The 21605-nt window shown below is 64.1% G+C and carries 21 protein-coding genes; 10 read left to right on the forward strand and 11 right to left on the reverse strand.

What is annotated here, in order from left to right; all coding sequences use genetic code 11:
• Positions 1 to 200: 200 nt before the first annotated feature.
• Entirely contained in the window at positions 201 to 1088 is an 888-nt protein-coding gene (locus tag CO731_RS13775) for a LysR substrate-binding domain-containing protein (RefSeq protein WP_108607596.1), read from the forward strand.
• A gap of 1 nt (position 1089) precedes the next feature.
• On the opposite strand, the gene CO731_RS13780 is transcribed toward CO731_RS13775, so the two are convergent.
• On the reverse strand, positions 1090 to 2007 hold the full coding sequence (locus CO731_RS13780) for a cation transporter (protein WP_108607597.1): 918 nt from the start codon (positions 2005 to 2007) through the stop codon (positions 1090 to 1092).
• 100 nt (positions 2008 to 2107) lie between these two features.
• Positions 2108 to 3379 (reverse strand): tlde1 domain-containing protein, encoded by a 1272-nt coding sequence (locus CO731_RS13785; protein ID WP_245439341.1) that lies wholly within the window; start codon positions 3377 to 3379, stop codon positions 2108 to 2110.
• 308 nt (positions 3380 to 3687) lie between these two features.
• On the opposite strand from CO731_RS13785, the gene ettA reads away from it, so the two are divergent.
• The 3 genes from ettA (at position 3688) to CO731_RS13800 (ending at position 7343) form a co-directional block, all read left to right on the forward strand.
• On the forward strand, positions 3688 to 5337 hold the full coding sequence (gene ettA / locus CO731_RS13790) for an energy-dependent translational throttle protein EttA (RefSeq protein ID WP_108607598.1): 1650 nt from the start codon (positions 3688 to 3690) through the stop codon (positions 5335 to 5337).
• Between the two features lie 173 nt (positions 5338 to 5510).
• Positions 5511 to 6632 carry a beta-ketoacyl-ACP synthase III gene (locus CO731_RS13795; RefSeq protein ID WP_108607599.1) on the forward strand — a complete coding sequence of 374 codons (1122 nt, stop codon included), beginning with the start codon at positions 5511 to 5513 and terminating at the stop codon, positions 6630 to 6632.
• A gap of 93 nt (positions 6633 to 6725) precedes the next feature.
• On the forward strand, positions 6726 to 7343 hold the full coding sequence (locus CO731_RS13800) for a molybdenum cofactor sulfurase (protein ID WP_108607600.1): 618 nt from the start codon (positions 6726 to 6728) through the stop codon (positions 7341 to 7343).
• Between the two features lie 4 nt (positions 7344 to 7347).
• Here CO731_RS13800 and CO731_RS13805 read toward each other — a convergent pair whose 3' ends face one another.
• From CO731_RS13805 to tsaA, 3 genes are all read right to left on the reverse strand, one after another.
• Positions 7348 to 7617, reverse strand: coding sequence for a hypothetical protein (locus CO731_RS13805; protein WP_108607601.1), 270 nt, complete (start codon positions 7615 to 7617; stop codon positions 7348 to 7350).
• Between the two features lie 89 nt (positions 7618 to 7706).
• Positions 7707 to 8021, reverse strand: a complete 315-nt coding sequence (locus tag CO731_RS13810; RefSeq protein WP_108607602.1) for a DUF2293 domain-containing protein — start codon at positions 8019 to 8021, stop codon at positions 7707 to 7709.
• A 2-nt stretch (positions 8022 to 8023) separates the two neighbouring features.
• The gene (gene tsaA, locus CO731_RS13815) at positions 8024 to 8524 is read right to left on the reverse strand and encodes a tRNA (N6-threonylcarbamoyladenosine(37)-N6)-methyltransferase TrmO (protein WP_199914633.1); all 501 of its coding nucleotides are present in this window, start codon (positions 8522 to 8524) and stop codon (positions 8024 to 8026) included.
• A gap of 119 nt (positions 8525 to 8643) precedes the next feature.
• On the opposite strand from tsaA, the gene CO731_RS13820 reads away from it, so the two are divergent.
• On the forward strand, positions 8644 to 9651 hold the full coding sequence (locus CO731_RS13820) for a metalloregulator ArsR/SmtB family transcription factor (protein WP_108607604.1): 1008 nt from the start codon (positions 8644 to 8646) through the stop codon (positions 9649 to 9651).
• Entirely contained in the window at positions 9651 to 10565 is a 915-nt protein-coding gene (metF, locus tag CO731_RS13825) for a methylenetetrahydrofolate reductase [NAD(P)H] (protein WP_108607605.1), read from the forward strand. Before CO731_RS13820 ends, metF begins: the two co-directional genes overlap by 1 nt.
• A 409-nt stretch (positions 10566 to 10974) precedes the next feature.
• Here the strand turns inward: metF and CO731_RS13830 are convergent, their stop codons facing one another.
• Complete coding sequence (locus CO731_RS13830) at positions 10975 to 11871, reverse strand: DMT family transporter (RefSeq protein ID WP_108607606.1); 897 nt, start codon at positions 11869 to 11871, stop codon at positions 10975 to 10977.
• A 158-nt stretch (positions 11872 to 12029) separates the two neighbouring features.
• Here CO731_RS13830 and CO731_RS13835 point away from each other — a divergent pair, with 158 nt between their 5' ends.
• Positions 12030 to 13250: an alanine racemase gene (locus CO731_RS13835; protein ID WP_108607607.1), complete on the forward strand. Its 1221-nt coding sequence runs from the start codon at positions 12030 to 12032 to the stop codon at positions 13248 to 13250.
• A 135-nt stretch (positions 13251 to 13385) separates the two neighbouring features.
• Positions 13386 to 14273: an NAD-dependent epimerase/dehydratase family protein gene (locus tag CO731_RS13840; protein WP_108607608.1), complete on the forward strand. Its 888-nt coding sequence runs from the start codon at positions 13386 to 13388 to the stop codon at positions 14271 to 14273.
• A gap of 80 nt (positions 14274 to 14353) precedes the next feature.
• Here the strand turns inward: CO731_RS13840 and CO731_RS13845 are convergent, their stop codons facing one another.
• Together CO731_RS13845 and CO731_RS13850 are read right to left on the reverse strand one after the other, a co-directional pair.
• Positions 14354 to 15574: a lytic murein transglycosylase gene (locus CO731_RS13845; RefSeq protein ID WP_108607609.1), complete on the reverse strand. Its 1221-nt coding sequence runs from the start codon at positions 15572 to 15574 to the stop codon at positions 14354 to 14356.
• A gap of 196 nt (positions 15575 to 15770) precedes the next feature.
• A complete protein-coding gene (locus tag CO731_RS13850) occupies positions 15771 to 16574 on the reverse strand; it encodes a GH25 family lysozyme (RefSeq protein WP_108607610.1) in 804 nt (267 codons plus the stop codon).
• A gap of 232 nt (positions 16575 to 16806) precedes the next feature.
• Here CO731_RS13850 and CO731_RS13855 point away from each other — a divergent pair, with 232 nt between their 5' ends.
• The gene (locus tag CO731_RS13855; protein WP_108607611.1) at positions 16807 to 18192 is read left to right on the forward strand and encodes a serine hydrolase; all 1386 of its coding nucleotides are present in this window, start codon (positions 16807 to 16809) and stop codon (positions 18190 to 18192) included.
• Here CO731_RS13855 and CO731_RS13860 read toward each other — a convergent pair.
• Together CO731_RS13860 and CO731_RS13865 are read right to left on the reverse strand one after the other, a co-directional pair.
• Complete coding sequence (locus tag CO731_RS13860; RefSeq protein WP_108607612.1) at positions 18185 to 18850, reverse strand: class I SAM-dependent methyltransferase; 666 nt, start codon at positions 18848 to 18850, stop codon at positions 18185 to 18187. The genes CO731_RS13855 and CO731_RS13860 overlap by 8 nt on opposite strands.
• A complete protein-coding gene (locus CO731_RS13865) occupies positions 18850 to 20094 on the reverse strand; it encodes a DUF3419 family protein (protein WP_108607613.1) in 1245 nt (414 codons plus the stop codon). Before CO731_RS13865 ends, CO731_RS13860 begins: the two co-directional genes overlap by 1 nt.
• 206 nt (positions 20095 to 20300) lie before the next feature.
• Between CO731_RS13865 and CO731_RS13870 the strand changes: the two genes are divergently transcribed.
• Complete coding sequence (locus CO731_RS13870) at positions 20301 to 20585, forward strand: hypothetical protein (protein ID WP_108607614.1); 285 nt, start codon at positions 20301 to 20303, stop codon at positions 20583 to 20585.
• Between the two features lie 55 nt (positions 20586 to 20640).
• On the opposite strand, the gene CO731_RS13875 is transcribed toward CO731_RS13870, so the two are convergent.
• A complete protein-coding gene (locus CO731_RS13875; RefSeq protein WP_108607615.1) occupies positions 20641 to 21543 on the reverse strand; it encodes a DMT family transporter in 903 nt (300 codons plus the stop codon).
• Positions 21544 to 21605 lie beyond the last annotated feature (62 nt).

Consider the following 21605-nt stretch of genomic DNA (forward strand, 5'->3'; position numbering starts at 1 on the left):
ACCCGGACAAGTGAGGGAAACGATGAATTCTCGTCCAAGAAGGTAGCTAAGCTAAACTCTAGGAGGGCTTTCACGATGGCGAATTGCCGTGAATCGCCTCATATGACATGTGGATACAGGCCGCGTCCTGTGGTAATCGACGATGAGGATGGCGTCTCAATAGAGTTTAGCTCATTTCATATCTGGATTGGACGTCTCTCATGGGCACGGTTCTCCCTTTGTTGGCACTACGGGCCTTTGCCGAAACCGGACGCCACGGCAGCATTAAGCGTGCGGCTGAAGCGATGGGGGTGACTTCCGGCGCTGTGAGCCAACAATTGAGGTTGCTCGAGGAGCGCTCTGGCACGCCGCTGTTTTCGCGAACGCGATACGGCGTCGAGTTGACGGAAGTCGGCGCAAGCGTCCATCCGGCAGTCCTGCGTGCCTTCGACCAGATCGAACATGGCCTTGACCTGCTCGAGGCCAGAAATGCTGCGCAATCGATCACCATCTGCACCGTGCCATCCTTCGCGGCATCCTGGCTCGTTCCTCGTCTCGGCCGGTTTACTAGCCGGCACCCTGAGATCGAGGTCCGGGTCGAGGCATCATCCGAACTGGTGGATCTGCGCAAGGGAAGGGTGGATATCGCAATCCGCCACGGGCTTGGCGACTATCCCGGCCTCGATGCCATCCATCTGATGGCGCCCGAACTGATACCGGTGGCTAGCCCGGCGCTGCTGGCCGGCGGCCCTCGACTGACGGAGCCTGGCGACTGTCTTGCCTACCCCCTTCTGCAGGACTCGGACAGGGCCGACTGGCGGCTCTGGCTCAAGGCAATGGGGATCGAAGGCGATGCGCGCATCGAACGCGGGCCTTCATTCGACGATGATTTTCTGCTGATCCGCGCGGCTGAAGCCGGGCAGGGCATCGCGCTCATTCGTGACATCTATGCCAGGGAAGAGATCGCCTCCGGCCGGCTCGCTGTCGCCATCGAGCGCCCATGGCCAACCGCGTTTGCCTATTATGCCGTCACCTTGCCGCATGTCGCCGAACGCCCCGCGATCGCGCGCTTCGTTGCCTGGCTCATGGAAGAGGCGCAAGCAGGCTGAGTTACTCCGCCCATTCCTTGTCGGCGGTGAAGGCAATGGTCAGCCAACGATCAGGGCCTTCATCGCCAAGGGCGTCGCCTATCTCGTCGCGCAGCCGGTCCCATTCCTCGATGGTTTTCGCGGGCAGGCCGGGCGGCACGATGAAGTAAAGCTCGACCTGCATCAAACGGCCGACCTTGGCGACATAGGCGCGATAGGAAACGAAACCGTGTTTCTTCACGGTTGCGCGGGCGACCTCGTCGACATGCGTCTTGAGCGTTTCCGGCGTGATCAGCAGAATGTCGGAAAATGCCTGGCGGACGGTGGCGATGGGCATCGGGATGATGATCAGGCAGACCAGCGCCAGCACGGCAGGGTCGACATAAGGCGCGACCCAACTCAGTTCGGTGCCTTCGACCAGACTGCCGCCGATGAAGGCAACCAGCAGCGCTGCGGTGATGCCGCCGGACATCATCCACGCGGTGACGTCGAGGGTGACGAAGTCGGACTGGATCGTCCGGTTGGCGCGGCTGCCGATGAACGCCATGGTCAGGCAGGCGGCTAGCGTCACCGCGGCATAGACGATGGCGAAGTCGAACTCGAGCTGGCGGCCGCCGGCCAGCAGGTTGGCGATGGCGTTGATCAGGGCGTAGATGGACACGCTCATCAAGACGATGCCGTTCATGCCCAAAACGATGGGCTCCAGGTGCCAGAAGCCGAGCGAAAAGCGCTTGTGCAGCCGGCGGTTGTGATTGGCGTTGCTGGTGATGAGCCGCGCGACGATCAGCGCCAGGATGGTCATGGTCGCATCGGCGAGGGAATAGGCGCCATCGAAAGCGATCGAGGACGAGCCGCTCAAGACACCGAAGGCAATGCCGAAAACCGCGACGACGAAGGTCACGGCGATGGAAATTCGAAGGACTTTCGTTTCGCTGAGCATGTCGCCGGTTATGGAATGGCGCTGCCGCGATGTCTATCGACTGTGGCAGCGGCTCATTGCCTTGGCGAAAGCACCCGCGGCCCCGGGATTGGCTTGCCCGTCAGATGGACTTGCCGTTCGAGGCAAGGCGGAAGCTTTCGCGCCCACCGCTCGGCACGACGATGATCTGCTTGACCTTGCCCTGCTTGAAGGCAGTGAGGAAACGCTTGTAGTCGGCGAAGGCAACGCAGCCATGCGACTCCTCGCGGCCGCCGCGCAGCAGGTAGCTATGGGTCAGGAAGCCATCGCGGCCGAATTTGTTCTTGCCATCGACGGGCAGCATGCGGATCGCCTCGACGCCATGGAAGCGCTTTTCACGCATTCTGAGATTGTAGGTATGCGGCGGGGTCGGGCCGTTCATCTTGACATGGGTGTAGCGCGGATTGTCGGCCATGTTGCCGATGCCGGAATGGGCCTCGAGCACGCTGCCGTCGGGCATGTAGACCTTGGCGGCGCTGATGTCGTAGACGGCGACGCCGTTGCCGGCCCTGGTCTTGCCGCCGAACATGTTGCGCAACGACTGGCCAAGGGTGCTGCCTGGCTTGTCTTCCGGGATTTCCGGACGGGCATAAGCGAGCTTCTGATGCTTCTGCGTTTCGCGCTTGTCGGCTGCCTTCGGCTCAGCGGCCTCGCCAGCGTCCGGCTTGCCGGCGTCGGCGGGCCGGGCGGTTGCTTCCGGGCGAAGTTCGGGCCGGGGGGCCGCAGAAGGGGTTTCGGCATAGTCGGGCAGGGCGGCGGCTTCCGCTTCAACCTGTGCTGCGGCGAGTTCCTCCTCGGAAGGACCCGTCAGCAAGGTCGACAGGGCCGTGTCGGCGGCGGCGCCCGGCGACGGATCGGCATAAGCGAGGATCGTCGGGTGCTGCGTCGTCGAGGCGGGCAGCGGCACGTCCGGGCTGGACGTTGTGGCGTCCGCGGCGAGGCGTTGCGGCGCGGCCGCATCGGCCGAGCCGAACAGGCTGGCGAGCTTTTTCGAGCTGAGGTCGGCCTGCCTGGCGATGGTGTCGAAGCGGGCGGAATGGCCGGTTGGGGGTGCAATAGCTGCAACATCGACATGCCGGGGGGATTTGCCTGAGCCAGAAACCAGGCTCGCGGTCACAACGGGCTGCGCGGCGTTGGCGATAACGGGCCTCTGCCTTGGTGCGGTCAGCCGCGACGCCTTGTCGGTACTGACATAGGCCGTCAGACGCGCCTTGGGGACCTTGACCGCCTGGACCGGTGGCTTGGGCGCAAAGTGGGTCGCATCGAAGGCGCTGACATTGCCCATCGCCACCACGCCGGCCATCGACCACGCGGCCGCGCCGGCAAAAGCGGTGCCAAGGGAAGCGATCAGCAATGGACGCAAAAGACGGCGCAAAGGCCGGAAACGAACGGTTTTACTCACTAACGCGTAGCAGACCAGTTGTCTCGCAACGTCTACGGCCGGCGAGCGACCGCAGTGCGTGATTTCCGGAATGTCCCCAACTCGACAGAACGATGGAGAAAGGATGGACAAATATGGTTAAATTTTGCTTTGCGGCTGCGACGACGCTCCGGGAGCGTCTGTTGGCGCTGATTTGGCTCACCCGAAAGCATTTGCCGTTTGGGGTGGGATGGCCTACATAGCGCCCAACTCCTATCACTTGAGAAGCAGGATACGCGCGCGTGGCACGCCAGTTCATCTATCACATGTCGGGACTGACCAAGTCCTACGGCACCAAGAAGGTGCTGGATAATCTCAACCTGTCGTTCTACCCCGACGCCAAGATCGGCATCCTGGGCCCGAACGGCGCCGGCAAGTCGACGGTGCTCAAGATCATGGCCGGCCTCGACAAGGAATGGTCGGGCGAGGCGTGGCTGGCTGATGGTGCGACCGTCGGCTACCTGGCGCAGGAGCCGCATCTCGATCCTGCCAAGACCGTGTTCGAAAACGTCATGGACGGCGTTTCCAAGAAGACCGCCATCATCGAGCGCTATAACGAGCTGATGATGAACTACTCGGACGAGACCGCCGACGAGGGCGCCAAGCTGCAGGACGAGATGGACCGTCTCAACCTGTGGGACCTGGAACAGCAGGTCGAGATGGCGATGGACGCGCTGCAGTGCCCGCCCGCCGACTCCGAAGTGACCCAGCTGTCGGGTGGCGAACGCCGCCGCATCGCGCTGTGCCGCCTGCTGCTCGAACAGCCTGACCTTCTGCTGCTCGACGAACCGACCAACCATCTCGATGCCGAGACCACGGCGTGGCTTGAAAAGCACCTGCGCGACTATCCGGGCTCGGTGCTGATCATCACCCACGATCGCTACTTCCTCGACAACGTGACCGGCTGGATCCTGGAACTCGATCGCGGCCGCGGCATCCCCTATGAGGGCAACTACACCAAGTATCTCGACGCCAAGGCCAAGCGCCTGATCCAGGAAGGCCGCGAGGACGATTCCCGCCAGAAGGCGATCTGGCGCGAACGCGAGTGGATCGCATCCTCGCCCAAGGCACGCCAGACCAAGTCCAAGGCGCGTATCAAGGCCTATGAGGAACTGGTGGAGAAGGCGGATCAGCGTCGTCCGACCGACACGCAGATCGTCATTCCGGCTGGCGAACGCCTCGGCAACGTGGTGATCGAGGTCGATAGCGTGAACAAGGGCTACGGCGACGAACTGCTGATCGAGAACCTGAACTTCAAGCTGCCGCCCGGCGGCATCGTCGGCGTCATCGGCCCGAACGGCGCCGGCAAGACCACGCTGTTCAGGATGATCACTGGCCAGGAAACGCCCGACAGCGGCTCGATCCGTGTCGGCGAGACCGTCAAGCTCGGCTATGTCGACCAGAGCCGCGACGCGCTCGACCCGACCAAGACCGTGTGGGAAGAGATTTCCGGCGGTGCCGAAGTCATCAAGCTCGGCAAGCATGAAGTGAACAGCCGCGCCTATTGCTCGTCGTTCAACTTCCGCGGCGGCGACCAGCAGCAGCGCGTCGGCAACCTGTCGGGTGGTCAGCGCAACCGCGTCCACCTCGCTAAGATGCTGAAGAACGGCGGCAATGTTCTGCTCCTCGACGAACCGACCAACGATCTCGACACCGAAACGCTGGGCGCGCTCGAAGATGCACTCGAAGCTTATGCCGGCTGCGCCGTCATCATCTCCCACGATCGTATGTTCCTCGACCGCATGGCTACCCACATGCTGGCCTATGAAGGCGACGCGCATGTCGAGTGGTTCGAAGGCAACTTCGAGGAATACGAGAAGGACAAGATCCGCCGCCTTGGCGCCGATGCGGCCAACCCGCACCGGATGAGCCACAAGCGCCTGACGCGCTAAGCTCCAGACCATTCCAAGCGCCCCGCCAAAAGCGGGGCGTTTGACATTCGGGCTCCTAGTCACTTCCGGCCATATTCGAACCAGTCAGTGTGGCGTAGAGTGCATATCGGCGAATCTGGGGAGCCCGCGGAGAGGCGGGGTTCGCAAGCAATAGCAGGCATCGGACGGTTTTCATGCATCGCGTCATCATCAGCGGTATCGGCGTTGAAATCCCGGAGGCGTCGATCAGCAACGACGAATTGGTCGAGAGCTTCAACGCCTGGGTCGACATCGAGAACGCCAGGAGGCAGGCCGCCGGCGAGGAACCGGTCCGCAAGTCGGACAGCGAGTTCATCGTCTATGCCTCGGGGGTGAAAAACCGCCACGTCCACACGCTCGACGGCATCCTCGAGCCTGAACGCATGGCGCCGCGCATTCCGCCACGCGCCGACGACGCATTGTCTGTCGAAGCCGAGTTCGGCGTCGCCTCGGCGCGCAAGGCGCTCGACCATGCCGGGCTGACTGGCGCCGACATCGACATGGTGATCTGTGCCGCCTCGCACCAGCAGCGGCCTTATCCGGCGATATCGATCGAGATCCAGAAGGAACTGGGCATCGAAGGTGCGGCCTTCGACATGAGCCTCGGTTGCTCGTCGTCGGCGGCGGCGCTGCACGTTGCCTTCAGCCTGGTGCGCTCGGGCGGGCAGAAGCGCGTGCTGATCGTCACGCCCGAGATCATCACCGGCCATCTCAACTTCCGCGACCGGCAGACGCATTTCATCTTCGGCGATGCCTCGGTGGCAATGGTAGTCGAGGCGATTGGCCCGAAGGAGACGCGGCCCGGGCGCTTCGAGATCATCGATACGCGCAACTGGACGCAGTTCTCCAACAACATCCGCACCAATTTCGGCTTCCTGCTGCGCGCCGGCCAGGAAAACACCTCCGTCGTCGAGATGGAAGGCAACATGATCAAGCAGGTGGGCAACAAGGTGTTCAAGGAGGTGACGCATGCGGCGCACCGCTTCATCACCGCCTTCCTCGCCGACCACGGCATGACGCCATCAGACGTCAGGCGCTACTGGCTGCACCAGGCCAATGCGCGCATGAACGCGATGATCCTGAAGCTGGCGCTCGGCCACGAGGCCGACCAGGACACCGCACCGATGGTGCTGGAGCGGCTGGGCAACACGGCCGCGGCCGGCGCCATCATCGCGCTCAAGGAAAACCACGAGGACATGAAGGCGGGCGAGCACGGGCTGATCTGCGCCTTCGGCGCCGGCTATTCGATCGGCGGCGCCTTGGTGCGGATGCACTGACGCATCAGTCCGGGTGATGCCGGGATCAGGCTTTTTGTCTGGATTTTCTGTGGGCTGATTGGCAATGTGCCGCCTCTAATTGAGAGGCGAAAGATGCTCGATCCGACGATGCGCAGGGAAGGCGAACCTGAAATCCTGCCCGGCAGGAAGCTCGCCGCGCACGTTGCCGGCGTCTACACCGCGCCTTTCGACCATTTCGTTACCCGGGCGGTAGAAGCGCTGCCGCTGAGCTTCGAGGGCATCGACGGCGATTTTCATGCCGGGCATGTCAGGCGGTCGGGCGGGCGTGAGCCCTGGTATCCGCGCGGCACCGAGATGCGCAACGAGCGGCAGCTTTCCATCGTGGCGCCCGACGAACTGGCCGTCGTCGCCAAGCGCATGGGGCTCGCCGAGATCAAGCCGGAGTGGATCGGCGCCAACCTCCTGCTCGACGGCGTGCCGATGCTGTCGATGCTGCCTTCCGGCACCATGCTGTTCTTCAAGGGTGGCGTGACCCTCAAGATTGACGGCCAGAACGCGCCGTGCCGAGGCTCCGGGCGCTCGATCGCCGAGCATGCCCGCATGGCCGACCACGATGCCGGCTCGCTCATGTTTCCCAAGGCCGCAAAGCGCCTGCGCGGGCTGGTTGCCTGGGTGGAAAAGCCCGGCGTGATCGCGGCCGGCGAAGAGGTCTCGGTGCGCGTGCCCGAGCAGTGGATCTACAGGCCCTAGCCCGTCAGCGGGGGAGGCCTGCGCCAGTCAGCGGGTTGCCGCTTGGGACGGCCGCCTTCTTGATGGTGGTGACCTTGTAGACCTTGCCTGCCTTGTCATAGGTCGTCCATTCGCCGACCTGGACGCCTTTGGAAAAATGGCCGGAACGCAGTTGCGTGCCGTCCTTGCGGAACCATTCCCAATAGCCGTCGGCCTGGCCGGCACGCAACTGGCCGACGACCCACAGGCTGCCGTCCTTGTGATGATGACGATAGGGTTCGGTGCTTTCGGTCATGCGCTTGCTCCTCTCAAGCTGCGATGCGCCGGAGGAAAGCAGAGATGGCGCGAGCGGGCAATGGGCCAGGGATACGCGCGGCCGGGTGACTAGACGTCCTCGTCGTCGGGATCGAGCAGCCGCGTGGCGCGCCATCGTGTGAGGGTGGCGTTGATCTGGCCGATGACGAAGAAGCGGGCGGAATCGCGGTCATAGCCTTCGGACAGGAGCTTTTCGTAGTCGCTGTGGGCGTGGCGGACATGGGCGACGGTCGCCAGCCAGACGGCGATGGAAGGCGGCAGCGTCTTCATGTGCACGGCGAGCGCGTCGGCGCGGATGGCCTCTGTGTCCGCGTAGGGCGCCAGCGGCAGCAGTGCTGTCAGCGACCTGGCAACAGCGCGGCGGCGGCCGGTGGGTGCAGCCATGCTCAGGTGTCCTTGCTCGGACGCGAAGCGTCCGGAAAGGCGTCGACGGATGCGAAATAGGGTTTCAGGTCGATGACGGGCGTGCCGTCGAGCGCGTCGATGGCATCGAGTTCGATCACCCCGGTTTCGACGTCGAGCGCAACGATGCGGGCGACATGCATTCCAATGGGGTTGGGCCGGGCAGGCGAGCGAAGGGCGAAAACGCCTTTTGCTTCAGCTGCATGGCGCGGTTTTTGCACAATCAGATTCCGCGGCGCCTTTTCGAACCAGCTGAGGATGACGACGTGGCTGAAGCCGGCCAGCCCGGCGAGGCCCGGCCGGTAGAGCTCGTCGACGGTGACGGTTGCGCCGCCGCCGCGCTCGCGTGCGGCATCCATGTTCTTGGGGCACTCCTCGCGCAGCTTCCACGGCGAGGTGATGCGGCCGATATAGGCAAGGCTGGCGTCGGACGACTGCGCGGGATCGCCGGTCAGCGCAATCTCGCCCTCGCGCTGTTCGAACATCTGCATAGGCCCCTCCCACGGTCGCGCCATTTTCTTGCCCGCATGCGACATTGGGCGTTGCAATCGCTCGCTTCGTCACATAAAGATATGTTTATGTCTTTTGGCGAGAACCAAAGCCGATGCACGTTACGCTCGACACCATGGTAGATACCTTGAAGGCGGCTGCCGAATCCAGTCGCCTTCGCATCCTGACGCTGCTTTCGCGCGGCGACCTCACCGTCTCCGACCTGACCGAGATCCTCGGCCAGTCGCAGCCGCGTGTGTCGCGTCATCTCAAGCTTCTGCTCGAGGCCGGGCTGATCGACCGCTACCAGGAGGGCTCCTGGGCTTTCTTCCGACTGTCCGACGCCGATCAGGCGCGTGGCTTCGTGCAGGGGCTGGTGTCTGGCATCGACAAGGGCGACGGCCAGGTGGTGCGCGATTTCGAGCGGCTAGTGGACGTCAAGCGCAAGCGGCAGGAGAGGGCGGCACATTACTTCAGCGCCAATGCCGCGAGCTGGGACGAGATACGTTCGCTGCATGCGCCCGACCGCGCCGTCGAGGCCGCGCTGGTGAAGCTGGTCGGCAAGCGGCCGTTCCAGTCGATGCTCGACCTTGGCACCGGCACCGGCCGGCTGCTCGAAATCTTTGCGCCACTCTATCGCCGCGGAGTCGGCATCGACATGTCGCGCGAGATGCTGGCGGTGGCGCGTGCCAATCTCGACAAGGCAGGGGTGGCCCATGCGCAGGTGCGCCAGGGCGACATCTTCTCGCCGCCAGTCGAGCGCGACGCCTTCGATCTCGTCACCGTCCACCAGGTGCTGCATTTCCTCGACGATCCGGCTCGCGCCATCCAGGAGGCGGCACGCCTGCTGCGCCCGTCGGGGCGGCTGGTGATCGTCGATTTCGCGCCGCACGGCCTCGATTTCCTGCGCTCCGAGCATGCGCATGCGCGCCTCGGATTCTCGGACCGGCAAATCGCCGACTGGCTGGCCGAGGCAGGGCTGGAACTCGATGATACGCAGGAGTTCGAGCCGCGCGGATCGTCCAAGGCCAGCCTGACCGTAAAGCTGTGGCTGGCACGCGACCGCCGCCAGCTGATCGCCGAACCAACTCCAGACATTCAAGCCGCAAGGGAAACCGCCTGATGAACCAATACCCCCTGTCCAGGCGTTCCGACATCGGCAACAAGATACGGGTCTCGTTCGAATTCTTCCCGCCCAAGAACGACGAGATGGAGGCACGGCTGTGGGAAACGGTGACCAGGCTCGAGCCGCTGAAGCCGCAGTTCGTGTCGGTGACCTATGGCGCCGGCGGCACCACGCGCGAGCGCACCGCGCGCACGGTGAAGCGCATCCTGCAGGAATCGACGCTGACGCCGGCAGCCCACATGACCTGCGTCGACGCCACCCGCGAGGAGGTCGACCAGGTGATCGCGGAGTTTGCCGCCATGGGCGTCAAGCGCTTCGTAGCGCTGCGCGGCGACCCCAAGGAAGGCGTGGGCGCTGCCTACCAGCCGCATCCGGGCGGCTATGCCAATGGCGCCGAGCTGGTCGGCGCGCTCAAGGCGCAGGGCGATTTCGACATCTCGGTGTCGGCCTATCCGGAAAAGCATCCGGAAAGCCCTGATTTCGCTACCGATTTCGACATGCTGAAGCGCAAGGTCGACAATGGCGCGACGCGGGCCGTCACCCAGTTCTTCTTCGACAACGACCTCTACGAGCGCTACGTCGAGCGCGCCCGCAAGGCCGGCATCTACATTCCGATCGTGCCGGGCGTGCTGCCGATCCACAGCTTCGCCCAGGTGGCGAATTTCTCCGCGCGTTGCGGCGCACATGTGCCGAACTGGCTGGCCGAACGCTTCGAAGGGCTGGACAAGGACCCGCAGACGCATGCGCTGGTGGCTGCGGCAGTCGCGGTCGAGCAGGTGCTCGATCTCGTCGAGCGCGGCGTCAGCGACTTCCATTTCTACACGATGAACCGTTCCGACCTCGTGGTGGCGGTGTGCCACATGATCGGCATCCGGCCACAGCCGGTGGTACAGGGTGCGGCGGCGGCCTGAGGCGGTTTCAACAAGCTGCAAGTAGTTTGCGCGCCGTGGGGGCGCGGCGCTGTAGAAACCAAAAAGGCCGGGACTTTGATCCCGGCCTTTTTTTAAGTTGTCCACCTTAGAGGTGCTATCGTCTTCCGCCGTCTTAGCGGCCTTATGGAAGAACTCCAACGATGAGCGCGCCGATAAAAGCAAACGCGGCGCAAATCATGAGTGCATTGATTGACCTAGTCAGTCCCATGCATAGCCTCCTCTGCGCAAGCCACAGGCCGGAATCTAGGGTCATTTCGGCCACACACAAGCAAAAAATGTGCTGCATTGCGACAAGATTGTGAGAAATGCGACGCATTCCCCGCCCTTAGCCTTTGGTTTTGTTTACCAAAACGGCTGGCTGCAGTTGTGGACAAATTGTGGCAAACACCTAGCCCGCGGCGGCCGCCCGGCGCCTGAACAGGCGTCCGTCGATGGTGACGAGGCCCAACGCGATCAGAGCCATGCCACCCAGTTCGAAGGCTTCGAGCCGCTCTCCGAGGAATGTCACGCCAAGCAGAATGGCGCTCGCCGGCACGATCAGGGTGACCAGCGAAGTGTTGGTGGCGCCCGCCGACGCGACCAGGCCGAAGAACAGCAGGTAGGCGCAGGCGGTTGAAATGAGCGCCAGCGCGAAAACGGCCATCCACGCGCCACTGCTCGCCACAAACAGGCCGTCGGTGCCGTGCACGGTGAGCACGACCGGTATCATGATGATGGTGGAGGCGGTGAGCTGGCCGGTCGCCACGACTGCCGGCGGCACGCCCCTGAGCCGCCGCGCCACCATCAGCGCAAAGGCGTAGGACAGCGACGCGCCGATCAGCGCCAGCTTGGCCCAGACCGGCCCGCCGAGGCCGGCGATCAGCCCTGGTCCGATCATGACGGCGGTGCCGGCGATGCCGAGCGCAATGCCTGCGAGCTTGTTCCAGTTCAGCTTCTCGTCCGATGTCATCATGTTGGCGATGATCAGGGTCCAGAACGGCGTGGTGGCGTTGAGCACCGAGGCAAGGCCGGCGCCGATCTCGGTCTGGCCGGCGAAGATCAGCGAGAAGGGAATGACGTTGTTGAGCAGCGACAGCCCGAACAGCGTTGCTGCCAGCGGCAGCGCGAGGCGGAAGGAGGGGCCGCGGACAAGCAGATAGAGGTGCAGCGCGCATGCAGCGATCATCACCCGGAACAGGACAAGCTTGAGCGGCGCAATCTCGGCCACCGCGATATGGACGAAAAAGAACGAGCCGCCCCAGATGACGCCCAGAAGCAGCAGTCTTGCCCAGTCGCGTGCACTCATTTCGGCTTCCTTCTTCGCTTTGTCACATTCGACAGCTACGCGCGATTCTCGGGTAGGGCCACCCGAATCCAAACGGTGACGCAACGCTCCTGCCAAACTCGCTCGGGTTGCATCATCGGCGGCTTGCTTTAGATTCCGGCCGGTAACGAGGAGCTTCCATGCAGCGATTCGAGAATGCGCGCGAAGCGGCACTGGCGCTCCGTCCGGATGCCCCGGTCTATTGTTTCCGGCCCGAAGTGCTCAAGACAGATGCCAGGAACTTCATGGAGATGTTCCCCGGCAGGACGGCCTATGCCGTCAAGACGAACGGCGAACTGATCGTGCTCAAGGCGCTGGTCGAGGCCGGCGTGACGATGTTCGACGTGGCATCGCCCGGCGAATTCGCGGCGGTCAGAGAGGTCACGGCCGAGGCCGAAATGATCTACATGCACCCGGTCAAGGCGCAGTCCGACATCAGGCTGGCGCTGGAAACCTATGGCATCAGGGTGATCGCCGTCGATCATGAGGACGAGATCAACAAGCTCAACCGCGTGGTGCGGGCGCTCGACATCGATCCCGGGGCGATCACCGTGTTCGTGCGCGTGCAGACCAAGGGATCGGCGGCCTACGAGCTGTCGAAGAAGTTCGGTGCCGGACCTGCAAATGCCGTCGAACTGGCCGAGCGGCTGAACCGCAATGGCTACAAGGTCGGGCTGTGCTTCCACGTCGGCAGCCAGATCGAGGACCCCGACACCTATGAGCGCGCGCTTGCCTCGGTCGACTGGGTGCGCAACCGCATCAGCTTCGATCTTGCCGGGCTCGATGTCGGAGGCGGGTTCCCGGCCGAATACGGCCATGATCCGAACAGCAAGAAGCCGGCGATGCCGTCAATCGGGCAGATCATGTCGCGCTTCCGCGCCGACCTGAAAGAATACAATTTCGACGAGATGCCGCTGGTGGCCGAGCCTGGCCGCGTGATCGTGGCGCGCTGCCTGTCGCTGATCGTGCGGGTGCTGCTGCGCAAGGGCAGGCGGCTCTACATCAACGACGGCATCTGGGCGTCACTGTCGGATTCGTGGACCGGCAAGATCACGCTGCCGGCGCGCTTCATTCCTGATCCGGCGATCCGCACGCGCAACGGCGATGCCGGCAGCATCGTGCCGTTCAAGGTGTGCGGCGCGACCTGCGATTCCGTCGACATCCTGTCGCGGCCGTTCTGGCTGCCGGAGACCATCGACACCGGCGACTGGATCGAGATCGGCCATATCGGGGCCTATTCGCTGTCGCTGCGCACCCGTTTCAACGGCTTTTATCCCGACACCTTCGTCGAGGTGACGACGCCTTTCGACGAAGGCGAGGCGCCTGTGGGCTTCGCCAGCCTGGAGACGATGGCGGATTGAGGGGGGCAGCGAATAGGGACTAGCGAGTAGGGAGTAGGGAAAAGTGAGTGGGGTATAGGGAAAAGCGGCTTGAATTGCCGCGCGAACACTCCGATCTGCTATTCGCTATTCGTTATTCTCTAAGTGACCATTCGCATGCGCATTTTTCTTCTCGGCGGCACCGGATTCATCGGCAGTCATGTGTTGCAGCGGCTGGTCGAGGCCGGACATGAGGTCATTGGCCTGGCCCGCTCGGAGACCTCGGCAGATCGCCTGACGGCTGCCGGGGCGACGCCGCTGCTCGGCGACCTGCGCGCGCCGGCGGAATGGGTGGCCAAGCTACCGACGTTGGATGGGGTCATTCATGCCGCATCAGACTTTGGCGACGACATGGGGCCGGTGGACATGGCGCTGCTCGATGCGCTGTTGCCTGTGCTGGGCGCGATGCCGAAGCGGCCGCGCTTCGTCTACACCGGCGGCTGCTGGCTGTTCGGGGCGACGGGAGAGAGGGTGGCATCCGAAGACAGCCCGTTTGATCCGCTGCCGGCATTCAGCGAGACGATCACCAATATGAGGCGGGTTCTCGAAGCCCCCGAGATCGACAGCTTCGTCGTGCATCCGGCGATGGTCTATTCGAGTGAAGGCGGCGTGTTTTCCTCGTTCATGGAAGCGATGCGCGAGGGAAAGCCGGTCGAGGTTATCGGCTCGGAGCAGGTGGTCTGGCCGCTGGTCCATGCCGACGATCTCGCCAACCTGTATTTGCAGGTGCTCGAAAAGGCGAAACCCGGTTCGGTCTACAATGGCTCGGCCATCGACGGTCTGGCCGTCGGCGAGATCGTGCCGGAAGTGGCGCGGTTGATCGGGACGGAGCATCCCGAAGTCCACATCGTCAGCGCCGACCTTGCGGCGGAGCGGCTGGGCGAATGGGCGCGGGGCTATGCCCTCAGCCAGCGGCTGAGCGGGCATAAGGCACGTGCCGAGCTTGGCTGGAAGCCGGTCCACCAAGACGCGGCTTCGTTGTTCCAGAGAGCGAATAGGGAATAGGGAGTAGCGAATAGGGAAAATGGGTTGAGTGCGTTTCGCGCACGAATATTCCTACTCGCTACTCGCTACTCGCTACTCGCCTAGAGGTTCGCCAGCAGCTCGTCCGTCGGCCAGCCGTCGACCGGCAGCTTGAGGCGCATCTGCTCCTGGCGGATGGCCTCGCGGGTGTTGGTGCCCAAAATGCCGTCGATGCCGCCGACATCGTAGCCCTTGTCGGAGAGCTTCTGCTGCAACTGCTTCATCGCGTCGCCGGTCAGGCCCGCGTCGGGATTGCCGCGATCGAAGGCTGGCTGGCCGGCGAGGCGTGCCGCCAGGTTCGCGGCGGTCAGCGTGTAGGTCGCCGACTGGTTCCATTCGAGATAGACGTCGTAATTGTCGTAGGTCAGGAAGGCAGGGCCCTTGCGACCCATCGGCAGCACGATGCCGGCCTTGAGGCCGGTGTCCTTGAGCGGGGTGCCGTCGCGCATGGTGACGCCCATCGCCGCCCATCTGGCGAGCGGCTGCTTGTTGGTTCGGCCGGTTTCTTCCCAGGCCATTTCGGCGGGCACGCGGACTTCCTCGATCCAGGGCTCGCCGCGCTTCCAACCGCGCGACTGGATCTTCTTGCCGGTGGTGAGGATGACGTCGGCCGGCGTGTTGCGCAGGTCGACAGTGCCGTCGCCGTCGCCGTCGACGCCGCGCGCCAGATAGTCCGACGGCAGGATCTGGGTCTGGCCGATCTCGCCGGCCCAGGCGCCCTTGACGTCAGCGGGCAGCACGTTGCGGTCGATCAGGGTCAGCAGCGGCACGACCTGCGGACGGAACAGCGTCGGGCGGCGGCAGTCATGGGCCAGCGTGACAAGCGCGTTGAGCGCGTTGAAATTGCCCTGCACGGCACCGAAATCGGTTTCCAGCGCCCAGAAGGCGGCAATGACAGGGCCGGGCACGCCATAATCCTGTTCGGCCTTGGCGAAGTACTGGCCGTATTTCTGCAGGTTGGCAGCGCCGTGCTTGAGCCGGTAGTCGCTGATCATGCGCTCGGAAAACTGGGTGAAGGTCTGGGCGAAGACGCCCTGGGCGCGGTCGCGCTCGAGCACCTTCGGGTCGATGACGGCATTTGCCAGCGCCGACAGGCCCTTCTCGCCGACGCCGGCGGCGCGGGCCTCGTTGGCGAGGTTCTGCTTCCAGGTGGCGAAATCGTCGCCGCATTCAGAGGTTGCCGCAGGCGCGGCCTGGGATACGGCGGCGGTGTCCTGGGCGATAGCGGGCGCGGCGGCTGTGGCGAACAGAACAGCGGCCAGCGCTTTGCTCAGCAGATTCATTGGGCAGGTCTCCTGCTTGGCCCGTCATTCCGGGTTGTTGCCTTCGCCGGATGGCGAAATGCAGGCAGACGGCCAAGTCGATGTCTTTGCCGCGCCTTCTACAGAACCAGGACGAGGGCCGCACCCCCTCTTCTTGTCGCATCTGCCATGCGAAATACGCAGCCCGGCGGTGCAGGCAGGGCTGCGGGGAAAAATACTACCTCGTGTTGGCGGCGAGCCACTTCTTCCAGTGGGACTCGGTGCCGTTGAACACGTTGATGTCGGCGTCGCCCCTGATGCCTGGCACGACACCGGTGCCGGTGTACTGCCAGAAGGTGAAGGGGTGGCTGCCGTATCTCGAGGTCGGATGGCCGGCGACGGAGCGCAGCCAGTAGGGATAGCCGCGGAAGGTCGACAGATCGTTGTCGTCGAAGAAATCGATCGATGTGTAGATGATCGGCTTCTTGCCGTAGTGGTTTTCGACCATTTCGAGGAAGATCTTCATCTCGCTGCGCACCGTGGCTGCCGGCGGCCGCAGCTTGCATGACGGCGACTGCGGATTCCACTCCATGTCGAGGATCGGCGGCAGGGCCGAGCGCTCGTTGGGCACGTTCTGGATGAACCAGCGCGCCTGTTCGGCAGCCGGCCGGCAGAAATAATAGAAGTGATAGGCACCGCGCGGCACGCCGGCAGCCTTGGTCTCGCGCCAGTGCTCGCCGAAATAGTCGTCGACGCGGTCACCGCCCTCGGTCGCCTTGATGAAGGCGAAGGAGATGCCGCTGCCCTTGGCCTGCTGCCAGTCGATCGAGGTCTGGTACTTCGAAACGTCGGTGCCGTGGACGGCATAGGTCCAGGGCGCGCCGCTTTCCCACTGGTGCGGATCGCTGTCGCTGAAGCGCGGATTCTTGACCGAAACGCTGGCCATGGCGCCTGGCTTGCCCGTCGGGGCAAGCGACAGGGTGTCCGATGTCGAGCAGGCGCCGAGAAAGGCGAGCAGCACAAGAGCCGAAACGCGGCGCATTACTTCTCCTTGCGACCGGCAGAACCGGCCAGAGCACATCGTTTATGGGGCAGGCCCTGCGGCCAGATACTGTTCTGATGGATCGGCGGTTTCCCCGAGACACCGCATATCCCCCTCTGTGATCGCCGATCATGGTTGATAAACCGTTGATCGCGCTCGACAGCCTCAAAGATTTGCGTGAGGAATGACGGCAATTCCAAGGCGGAAGCAAGACAGCGGGGCGGGGACAGCAATGCGCATGCTCGGCAAGGTCCTGAAGTGGCTGGTGGTTCTTGTCGTCGTGGTGGTTGCGGGGCTCTCCGCTTGGCTCTATTTCGCGCCGCCTGATTTGATCCGGGTCGGCTCGGGCTATGCCGCCAAGATCGTCTGCTCCAACGTCTTCATTGCCGGCCGGGATGCCAGTCAGGTGCTGGCCGACGATGTCCAGGCTCCGGGGCATCCGCTGCTCAGGCTGATGTCGGTCGATGTCGACGACAGCGCCGGAACTGTGCAGGCGGGGCTGTTCGGCATCTTCGGCCGGGGGCTGGCCGTGATGCATGACGGCGCCGGCTGCAGCAACGTGCCGGATGGCGACATCGCTGCGGCGGCGCTCGGCACCGTTGCGGCCACGGCCGCAGCCAAGAGCGATGCGCTGTGGCCGGAGGGCGACAAGGTCGATGCCTCGCAGAACCCGGCCATTGCTGCGATCCTCGACGACGCCGGCCTTACCGGCCCGGGCATGCGGGCCATCGTCGTGGTGCAGAACGGCCGGATCGCCGGCGAGCGCTACGGTGAGGGTTTCAGCGCCACTACGCCATTGCTGGGCTGGTCGATGACCAAGACGGTGACGGCGGCGATCATTGGCACGCTGGTCGGCGAGGGCAGGATGTCGGTCGACAAGACCGGGCTGTTCGAGCGGTGGAAGGCCGACGGCCGCGCAGCGATCAGCCTGGCGGACCTGATGGCGATGTCGAGCGGGCTCGCGTTCAACGAGGATTATGGCGACGTCACCGACGTGACGCGCATGCTCTATCTGGAACCCGACATGGCGAGCTTCGCCGAAGCCAAGCCGCTGGCCGGCGAGGTCGGCAAGGTGTTTTCCTATTCCAGCGGCACGACGCTGCTCTTGTCGCGGCTGTGGCAGGATGCGGTCGGCGATCCCGCCAAGGCGCTTGCCTGGCCGCACGAAAAGCTGTTCGGGCCGCTCGGCATGACAAGTGCGGTGCTGGAGGCCGATGGGCGCGGCACTTTCGCCGGCTCGTCCTATCTCTATGCCACGGCGCATGACTGGGCGCGCTTTGGCCAATTCCTGCTGCAGGATGGGGTGTGGAACGGCACGCGCGTGCTGCCGGAAGGGTATGTTGCGTGGATGCGGGAGGCGGCTCCCGCCTCGAACGGCGAATATGGCCGTGGCCAGCTCTGGCTGCGCGGCCCCGAAGGCGGCTCGCCCGAAGGCGAAGATCCCGACGCCGGCTTCGACCTGCCTGCGGATGCGTTCTGGATGCAGGGCCATGACGGGCAGACGGTGGCGATCGTGCCATCGGCCAATCTGGTGGTGGTGCGCATGGGGCTGACGCCGTCGAAGCTGCACTACAAGCCACAGGCCATGCTGGCGGCGCTGGTGGCGGCGCTCAAATAGGCTTCGGTCCGCCCACGACGATGAGCCAGGCATAACCTCGGTACAGCGAGGTGAAGCGAAAGCTCTTGCCTGCAGCCTGGGCCTGCTGTGCGATCTCCGTGGCCAGCCTCTCGCGTGGCGAAACATGGAATTTTCCAAGCCACCCGCGAAGCAGCTTGCGGAACCAGCAGGGCAGGCCTTCCTGCTGGCCGAAATCGACGATGTGGAGCGAGCCATCTGACACCGAGAGCGCAGCGGAAACCGAGCGCTCCCAGCCGGGGATCATCGACAGGGCGTAGGAGACGAACACCCGGTCGAAGCCGCTGCGCCCGAACAGGGCAGCGGCGTCGAACGAGGTTGCATCCGCCTGCGCCAGCGATATGCGGTCCGAAAGGCCGGCCCGGGCGATCGATGCCCGGGCTGTTGCCAGCATCTCGGCGGAAATGTCGAGGCCGTAGAAATGGGCGTTCGGAAAGCGCCGGGCGGCAAGGATCAGGTTGCGCCCGGTGCCGCAGCCGAGTTCGAGTACGGTTCCGCCAGTGGGCGGGGACAGCTCCGATATCATCCGGTCGCGGCCGAGCAGGTAATATTTGCGCGTCAGATCATAGATATGGCGCTGATGCCGGTAGACGCGGTCCATCAGCCCGGAATGGCTGGCCGAGAGCTCGGGCGCACTCATCAGGGCTTCTTCACATAGAGGTGGAAGCCGCCATAGATCGCCGAACGGTCGCGCGCGGTGAAGTCGCGCGACATCTCGTCTGCGTAGGTCCATTGGTCGAGAAGAGCAGGCGACAGGCGGCCGGGCAGCAGGCTCGGCTTGGCGGCGGTGCGGAAGATGACGCGTGCGCCGGGGGCTGCGGTGCGGGTGATGTCGGTCCACAGGGCGTTGAGCTGAACGTCGCTCATCCAGTCCTGGGCGTCGAGCAGGACGTATCGATCGACCGAACCGGCATCCTTGCCGGCGAGCAGTTCGGTGAAATTGGCGTGATGGATCGCCACGCGATCGACGTTGTCCCGAATGGTCGCATAGTTGGCCTGCTCGAGATAGGCGGGCAGCGCGGCTTCGCCGGGCTCCGGATAGCGGCGGGCGAAGGCCTGCCAGGCGAAATAGTTGTTCTCGAGCGGGAAATCGCAGGCGAGCTTTTCGAGGCGAGCCCGGAGCACGCCCGCCATCGAACCGTCGCCCGAGGTCAGCAGGGAGTCGTACTGCGCCGGCGGAATGCCGAGGCCGAACAGCGACGACTTTCGCGACGTTATCCAGCGCAGGGCGCGGCGGTCGAAGATCGGGGCCAGGTGTTCGTCGAAGAAGCGGCGCTGTTCGGCCCTGTTGCCGGTTGCCATGATGCCGGCGGGGTCGACGCCATAAAGCTTCGCCGCGCGGTGGCCGGCGGCAATGAACAGGCCGAGCAGACCGGTCTTGTAGAAATTGCTGTCGAAGGTTGCGATGCGCCGCTTGCCGCGCCAGTTGCGGCGCTCCCAGTAGCCGCGGGTGGCGGCGTCGAGATGGGGGGCGATGAAGCGATCATAGGCATGCGAGTTGTGCTCGGTGCCGGCGGTGCCGAAGAAGCGGAACAGGTCGGCCTGCGACGGCAGGTGGCGGACGGCGGCCAGCTTCATCTTGTTGAGCGCGATGTGGGCGGCGTTCAGGTCGACGGCATCGATCCGGGCGGGTGAACGTGTGAGGTAGGCGAGGATGTTGCAGCCGCCTGAGGCTATGGTGACGATGCGGTGGCCCTGGGCCAGTTGCATCGCTTCGATGTCGACCTCGGGGTCTTCCCAGATCTGGGGGTAGACCAGGCCGGAAAACAGAAGCGCGAAGAGGCGCTCTGAAAGCCCTTCCTTGGAAAGCGGGTGGTTCTGGTAGACTGCCTTTCCAACTTTCTTGCCGCGACGAAAGACAAGTTCTCCGGAAACGTCGGTCATGGAAATGCGATTCCCCGCTTCGTTGTTGGCCGCAGCGGGTAGCGCACCGGCGTGACAGCGCGGTGACGCCCAAATGACGCCTGTGCGACATTGCCGGGCTGCCTGGGAATGTGACAGCCGGACTCCGAACGTTATGAAACCGCCGCCACGCCCATGCATTTTCTCTCCGACGCCCGCCTGACGGGCCGTTGCGAAAGGAGATTGTCATGAAGAAGCTCATTCTTGGTTCGGTCGCTGCCATCGCACTGTTTGGCGTTGCTGCCTGCAGCGACACCGACGACACGACGACGCAGAGCGTGCAGCCGCCCGCCACCGAGGAGCCGGCACCGATTACACCGGCGCCCGCAACGCCCGAGGCGACCCCTCCGGCCACCGACAACTCGACCACCCAGAGCATCACGCCGACGCCGGAGACCGGCACTGACGGTGAGATGCAGAACCACGACACGATGCAGCCCAAGCCGGTCGAACCGGCAGCCCCCGCACAGTAAGCGAGCGGGAGGAGGAAAAGGCCGGAGCAACTGCTCCGGCCTTTTTCGTTGGGTCTCAGCGCGAGACGCGCGCGCGCCTGCCGAGAGCGACTATGGCGATGACGCCGAGGGCGAACAGCACCGTATGCGCGCCCACATGTTCGCCGAGCAGGAATGCCGATATGGCCAGCGTGACGAAAGACTGAAGCAACTGGACCTGGCTGACCCGGGCGATGCCGCCCATGCCGAGGCCGACATTCCAGGCAAAGAACCCCAGAAACATAGAGCCGAAACTGAGATAGAAGAACGCGAAGGTCTCTGACGACGTGGCCTGGGTGAATTCAGGATGCCAGCTCCAGATCGCCGCGGGGACGGAGATGGGGGCGGTCAGGATCAAGGACCAGCAGATGACCTCCCAGCCCGGCATGTGGCGCGAAAGCTTGCCGGAGACGACATAGCCCAGGCTGGCCGACAGGGCTGCGAGGAACAGGAACAGGTCGCCGGTCGAAAGCTGCATGCCGCTGTCGCTTATGGCGAAAGTGACGACGAGGACGGCGCCGGCGACCCCGCAGATCCAGAAAAAGACCGATGGCCGCTCGCCGCCGATGATCGCAGCGAAGATACTGGTGGTCAGCGGCAACACGCCGAGCACCACCCCGCCATGCGAAGCGGGCACGGTCTGCATGGCGATCGAAGAGAAGATCGGGAAGCCGAACACCAGAAGCAGGCCGGCCAGGAACAATGCCGGCGCATCGCTCTTCGGAAAGCGCTTGCGCAGGATGAAGAGCAGCAGGGCCGCGGCAAGGGACGCCATCGCGGCGCGGCCGTGGGTGACGAACCAGGGCGTAAATGTGGTCAGCGCGACGCGCGTCGCCGGCAAGGTGCCGCCGAAGATGACGACGCCAAGCGTTCCCAGAGCGAGCCCGATGGTCTCGCGGGAAGGCCTGTGGGTCGACTGCGTGGTGTTGCGCGCATCCATAGCGCACCGTTAGCGGGGGCGGGCTTTCTCGTCGTGGATTTTCCGTTGGTCCAGAGTTTTGG

It is taken from the genome of Aminobacter sp. MSH1 (assembly GCF_003071665.1).
GTDB classification, from domain to species: Bacteria; Pseudomonadota; Alphaproteobacteria; order Rhizobiales; family Rhizobiaceae; genus Aminobacter; species Aminobacter niigataensis.

What these genes read in the sequence shown, in the direction of transcription:
- CO731_RS13835 (WP_108607607.1), top strand. Translation starts at nt 12,030, where the DNA reads ATGCAGCGATTCGAGAATGCGCGCGAAGCGGCACTGGCGCTCCGTCCG.
- metF (WP_108607605.1), top strand. Translation starts at nt 9,651, where the DNA reads ATGAACCAATACCCCCTGTCCAGGCGTTCCGACATCGGCAACAAGATA.
- CO731_RS13830 (WP_108607606.1), bottom strand. Translation starts at nt 11,871, where the DNA reads ATGAGTGCACGCGACTGGGCAAGACTGCTGCTTCTGGGCGTCATCTGG.
- CO731_RS13875 (WP_108607615.1), bottom strand. Translation starts at nt 21,543, where the DNA reads ATGGATGCGCGCAACACCACGCAGTCGACCCACAGGCCTTCCCGCGAG.
- CO731_RS13865 (WP_108607613.1), bottom strand. Translation starts at nt 20,094, where the DNA reads ATGACCGACGTTTCCGGAGAACTTGTCTTTCGTCGCGGCAAGAAAGTT.
- CO731_RS13820 (WP_108607604.1), top strand. Translation starts at nt 8,644, where the DNA reads ATGCACGTTACGCTCGACACCATGGTAGATACCTTGAAGGCGGCTGCC.
- CO731_RS13855 (WP_108607611.1), top strand. Translation starts at nt 16,807, where the DNA reads ATGCGCATGCTCGGCAAGGTCCTGAAGTGGCTGGTGGTTCTTGTCGTC.
- CO731_RS13860 (WP_108607612.1), bottom strand. Translation starts at nt 18,850, where the DNA reads ATGAGTGCGCCCGAGCTCTCGGCCAGCCATTCCGGGCTGATGGACCGC.
- CO731_RS13775 (WP_108607596.1), top strand. Translation starts at nt 201, where the DNA reads ATGGGCACGGTTCTCCCTTTGTTGGCACTACGGGCCTTTGCCGAAACC.
- CO731_RS13845 (WP_108607609.1), bottom strand. Translation starts at nt 15,574, where the DNA reads ATGAATCTGCTGAGCAAAGCGCTGGCCGCTGTTCTGTTCGCCACAGCC.
- CO731_RS13810 (WP_108607602.1), bottom strand. Translation starts at nt 8,021, where the DNA reads ATGGCTGCACCCACCGGCCGCCGCCGCGCTGTTGCCAGGTCGCTGACA.
- CO731_RS13780 (WP_108607597.1), bottom strand. Translation starts at nt 2,007, where the DNA reads ATGCTCAGCGAAACGAAAGTCCTTCGAATTTCCATCGCCGTGACCTTC.
- CO731_RS13850 (WP_108607610.1), bottom strand. Translation starts at nt 16,574, where the DNA reads ATGCGCCGCGTTTCGGCTCTTGTGCTGCTCGCCTTTCTCGGCGCCTGC.
- CO731_RS13805 (WP_108607601.1), bottom strand. Translation starts at nt 7,617, where the DNA reads ATGACCGAAAGCACCGAACCCTATCGTCATCATCACAAGGACGGCAGC.
- CO731_RS13840 (WP_108607608.1), top strand. Translation starts at nt 13,386, where the DNA reads ATGCGCATTTTTCTTCTCGGCGGCACCGGATTCATCGGCAGTCATGTG.
- CO731_RS13800 (WP_108607600.1), top strand. Translation starts at nt 6,726, where the DNA reads ATGCTCGATCCGACGATGCGCAGGGAAGGCGAACCTGAAATCCTGCCC.
- CO731_RS13870 (WP_108607614.1), top strand. Translation starts at nt 20,301, where the DNA reads ATGAAGAAGCTCATTCTTGGTTCGGTCGCTGCCATCGCACTGTTTGGC.
- CO731_RS13795 (WP_108607599.1), top strand. Translation starts at nt 5,511, where the DNA reads ATGCATCGCGTCATCATCAGCGGTATCGGCGTTGAAATCCCGGAGGCG.
- tsaA (WP_199914633.1), bottom strand. Translation starts at nt 8,524, where the DNA reads ATGTTCGAACAGCGCGAGGGCGAGATTGCGCTGACCGGCGATCCCGCG.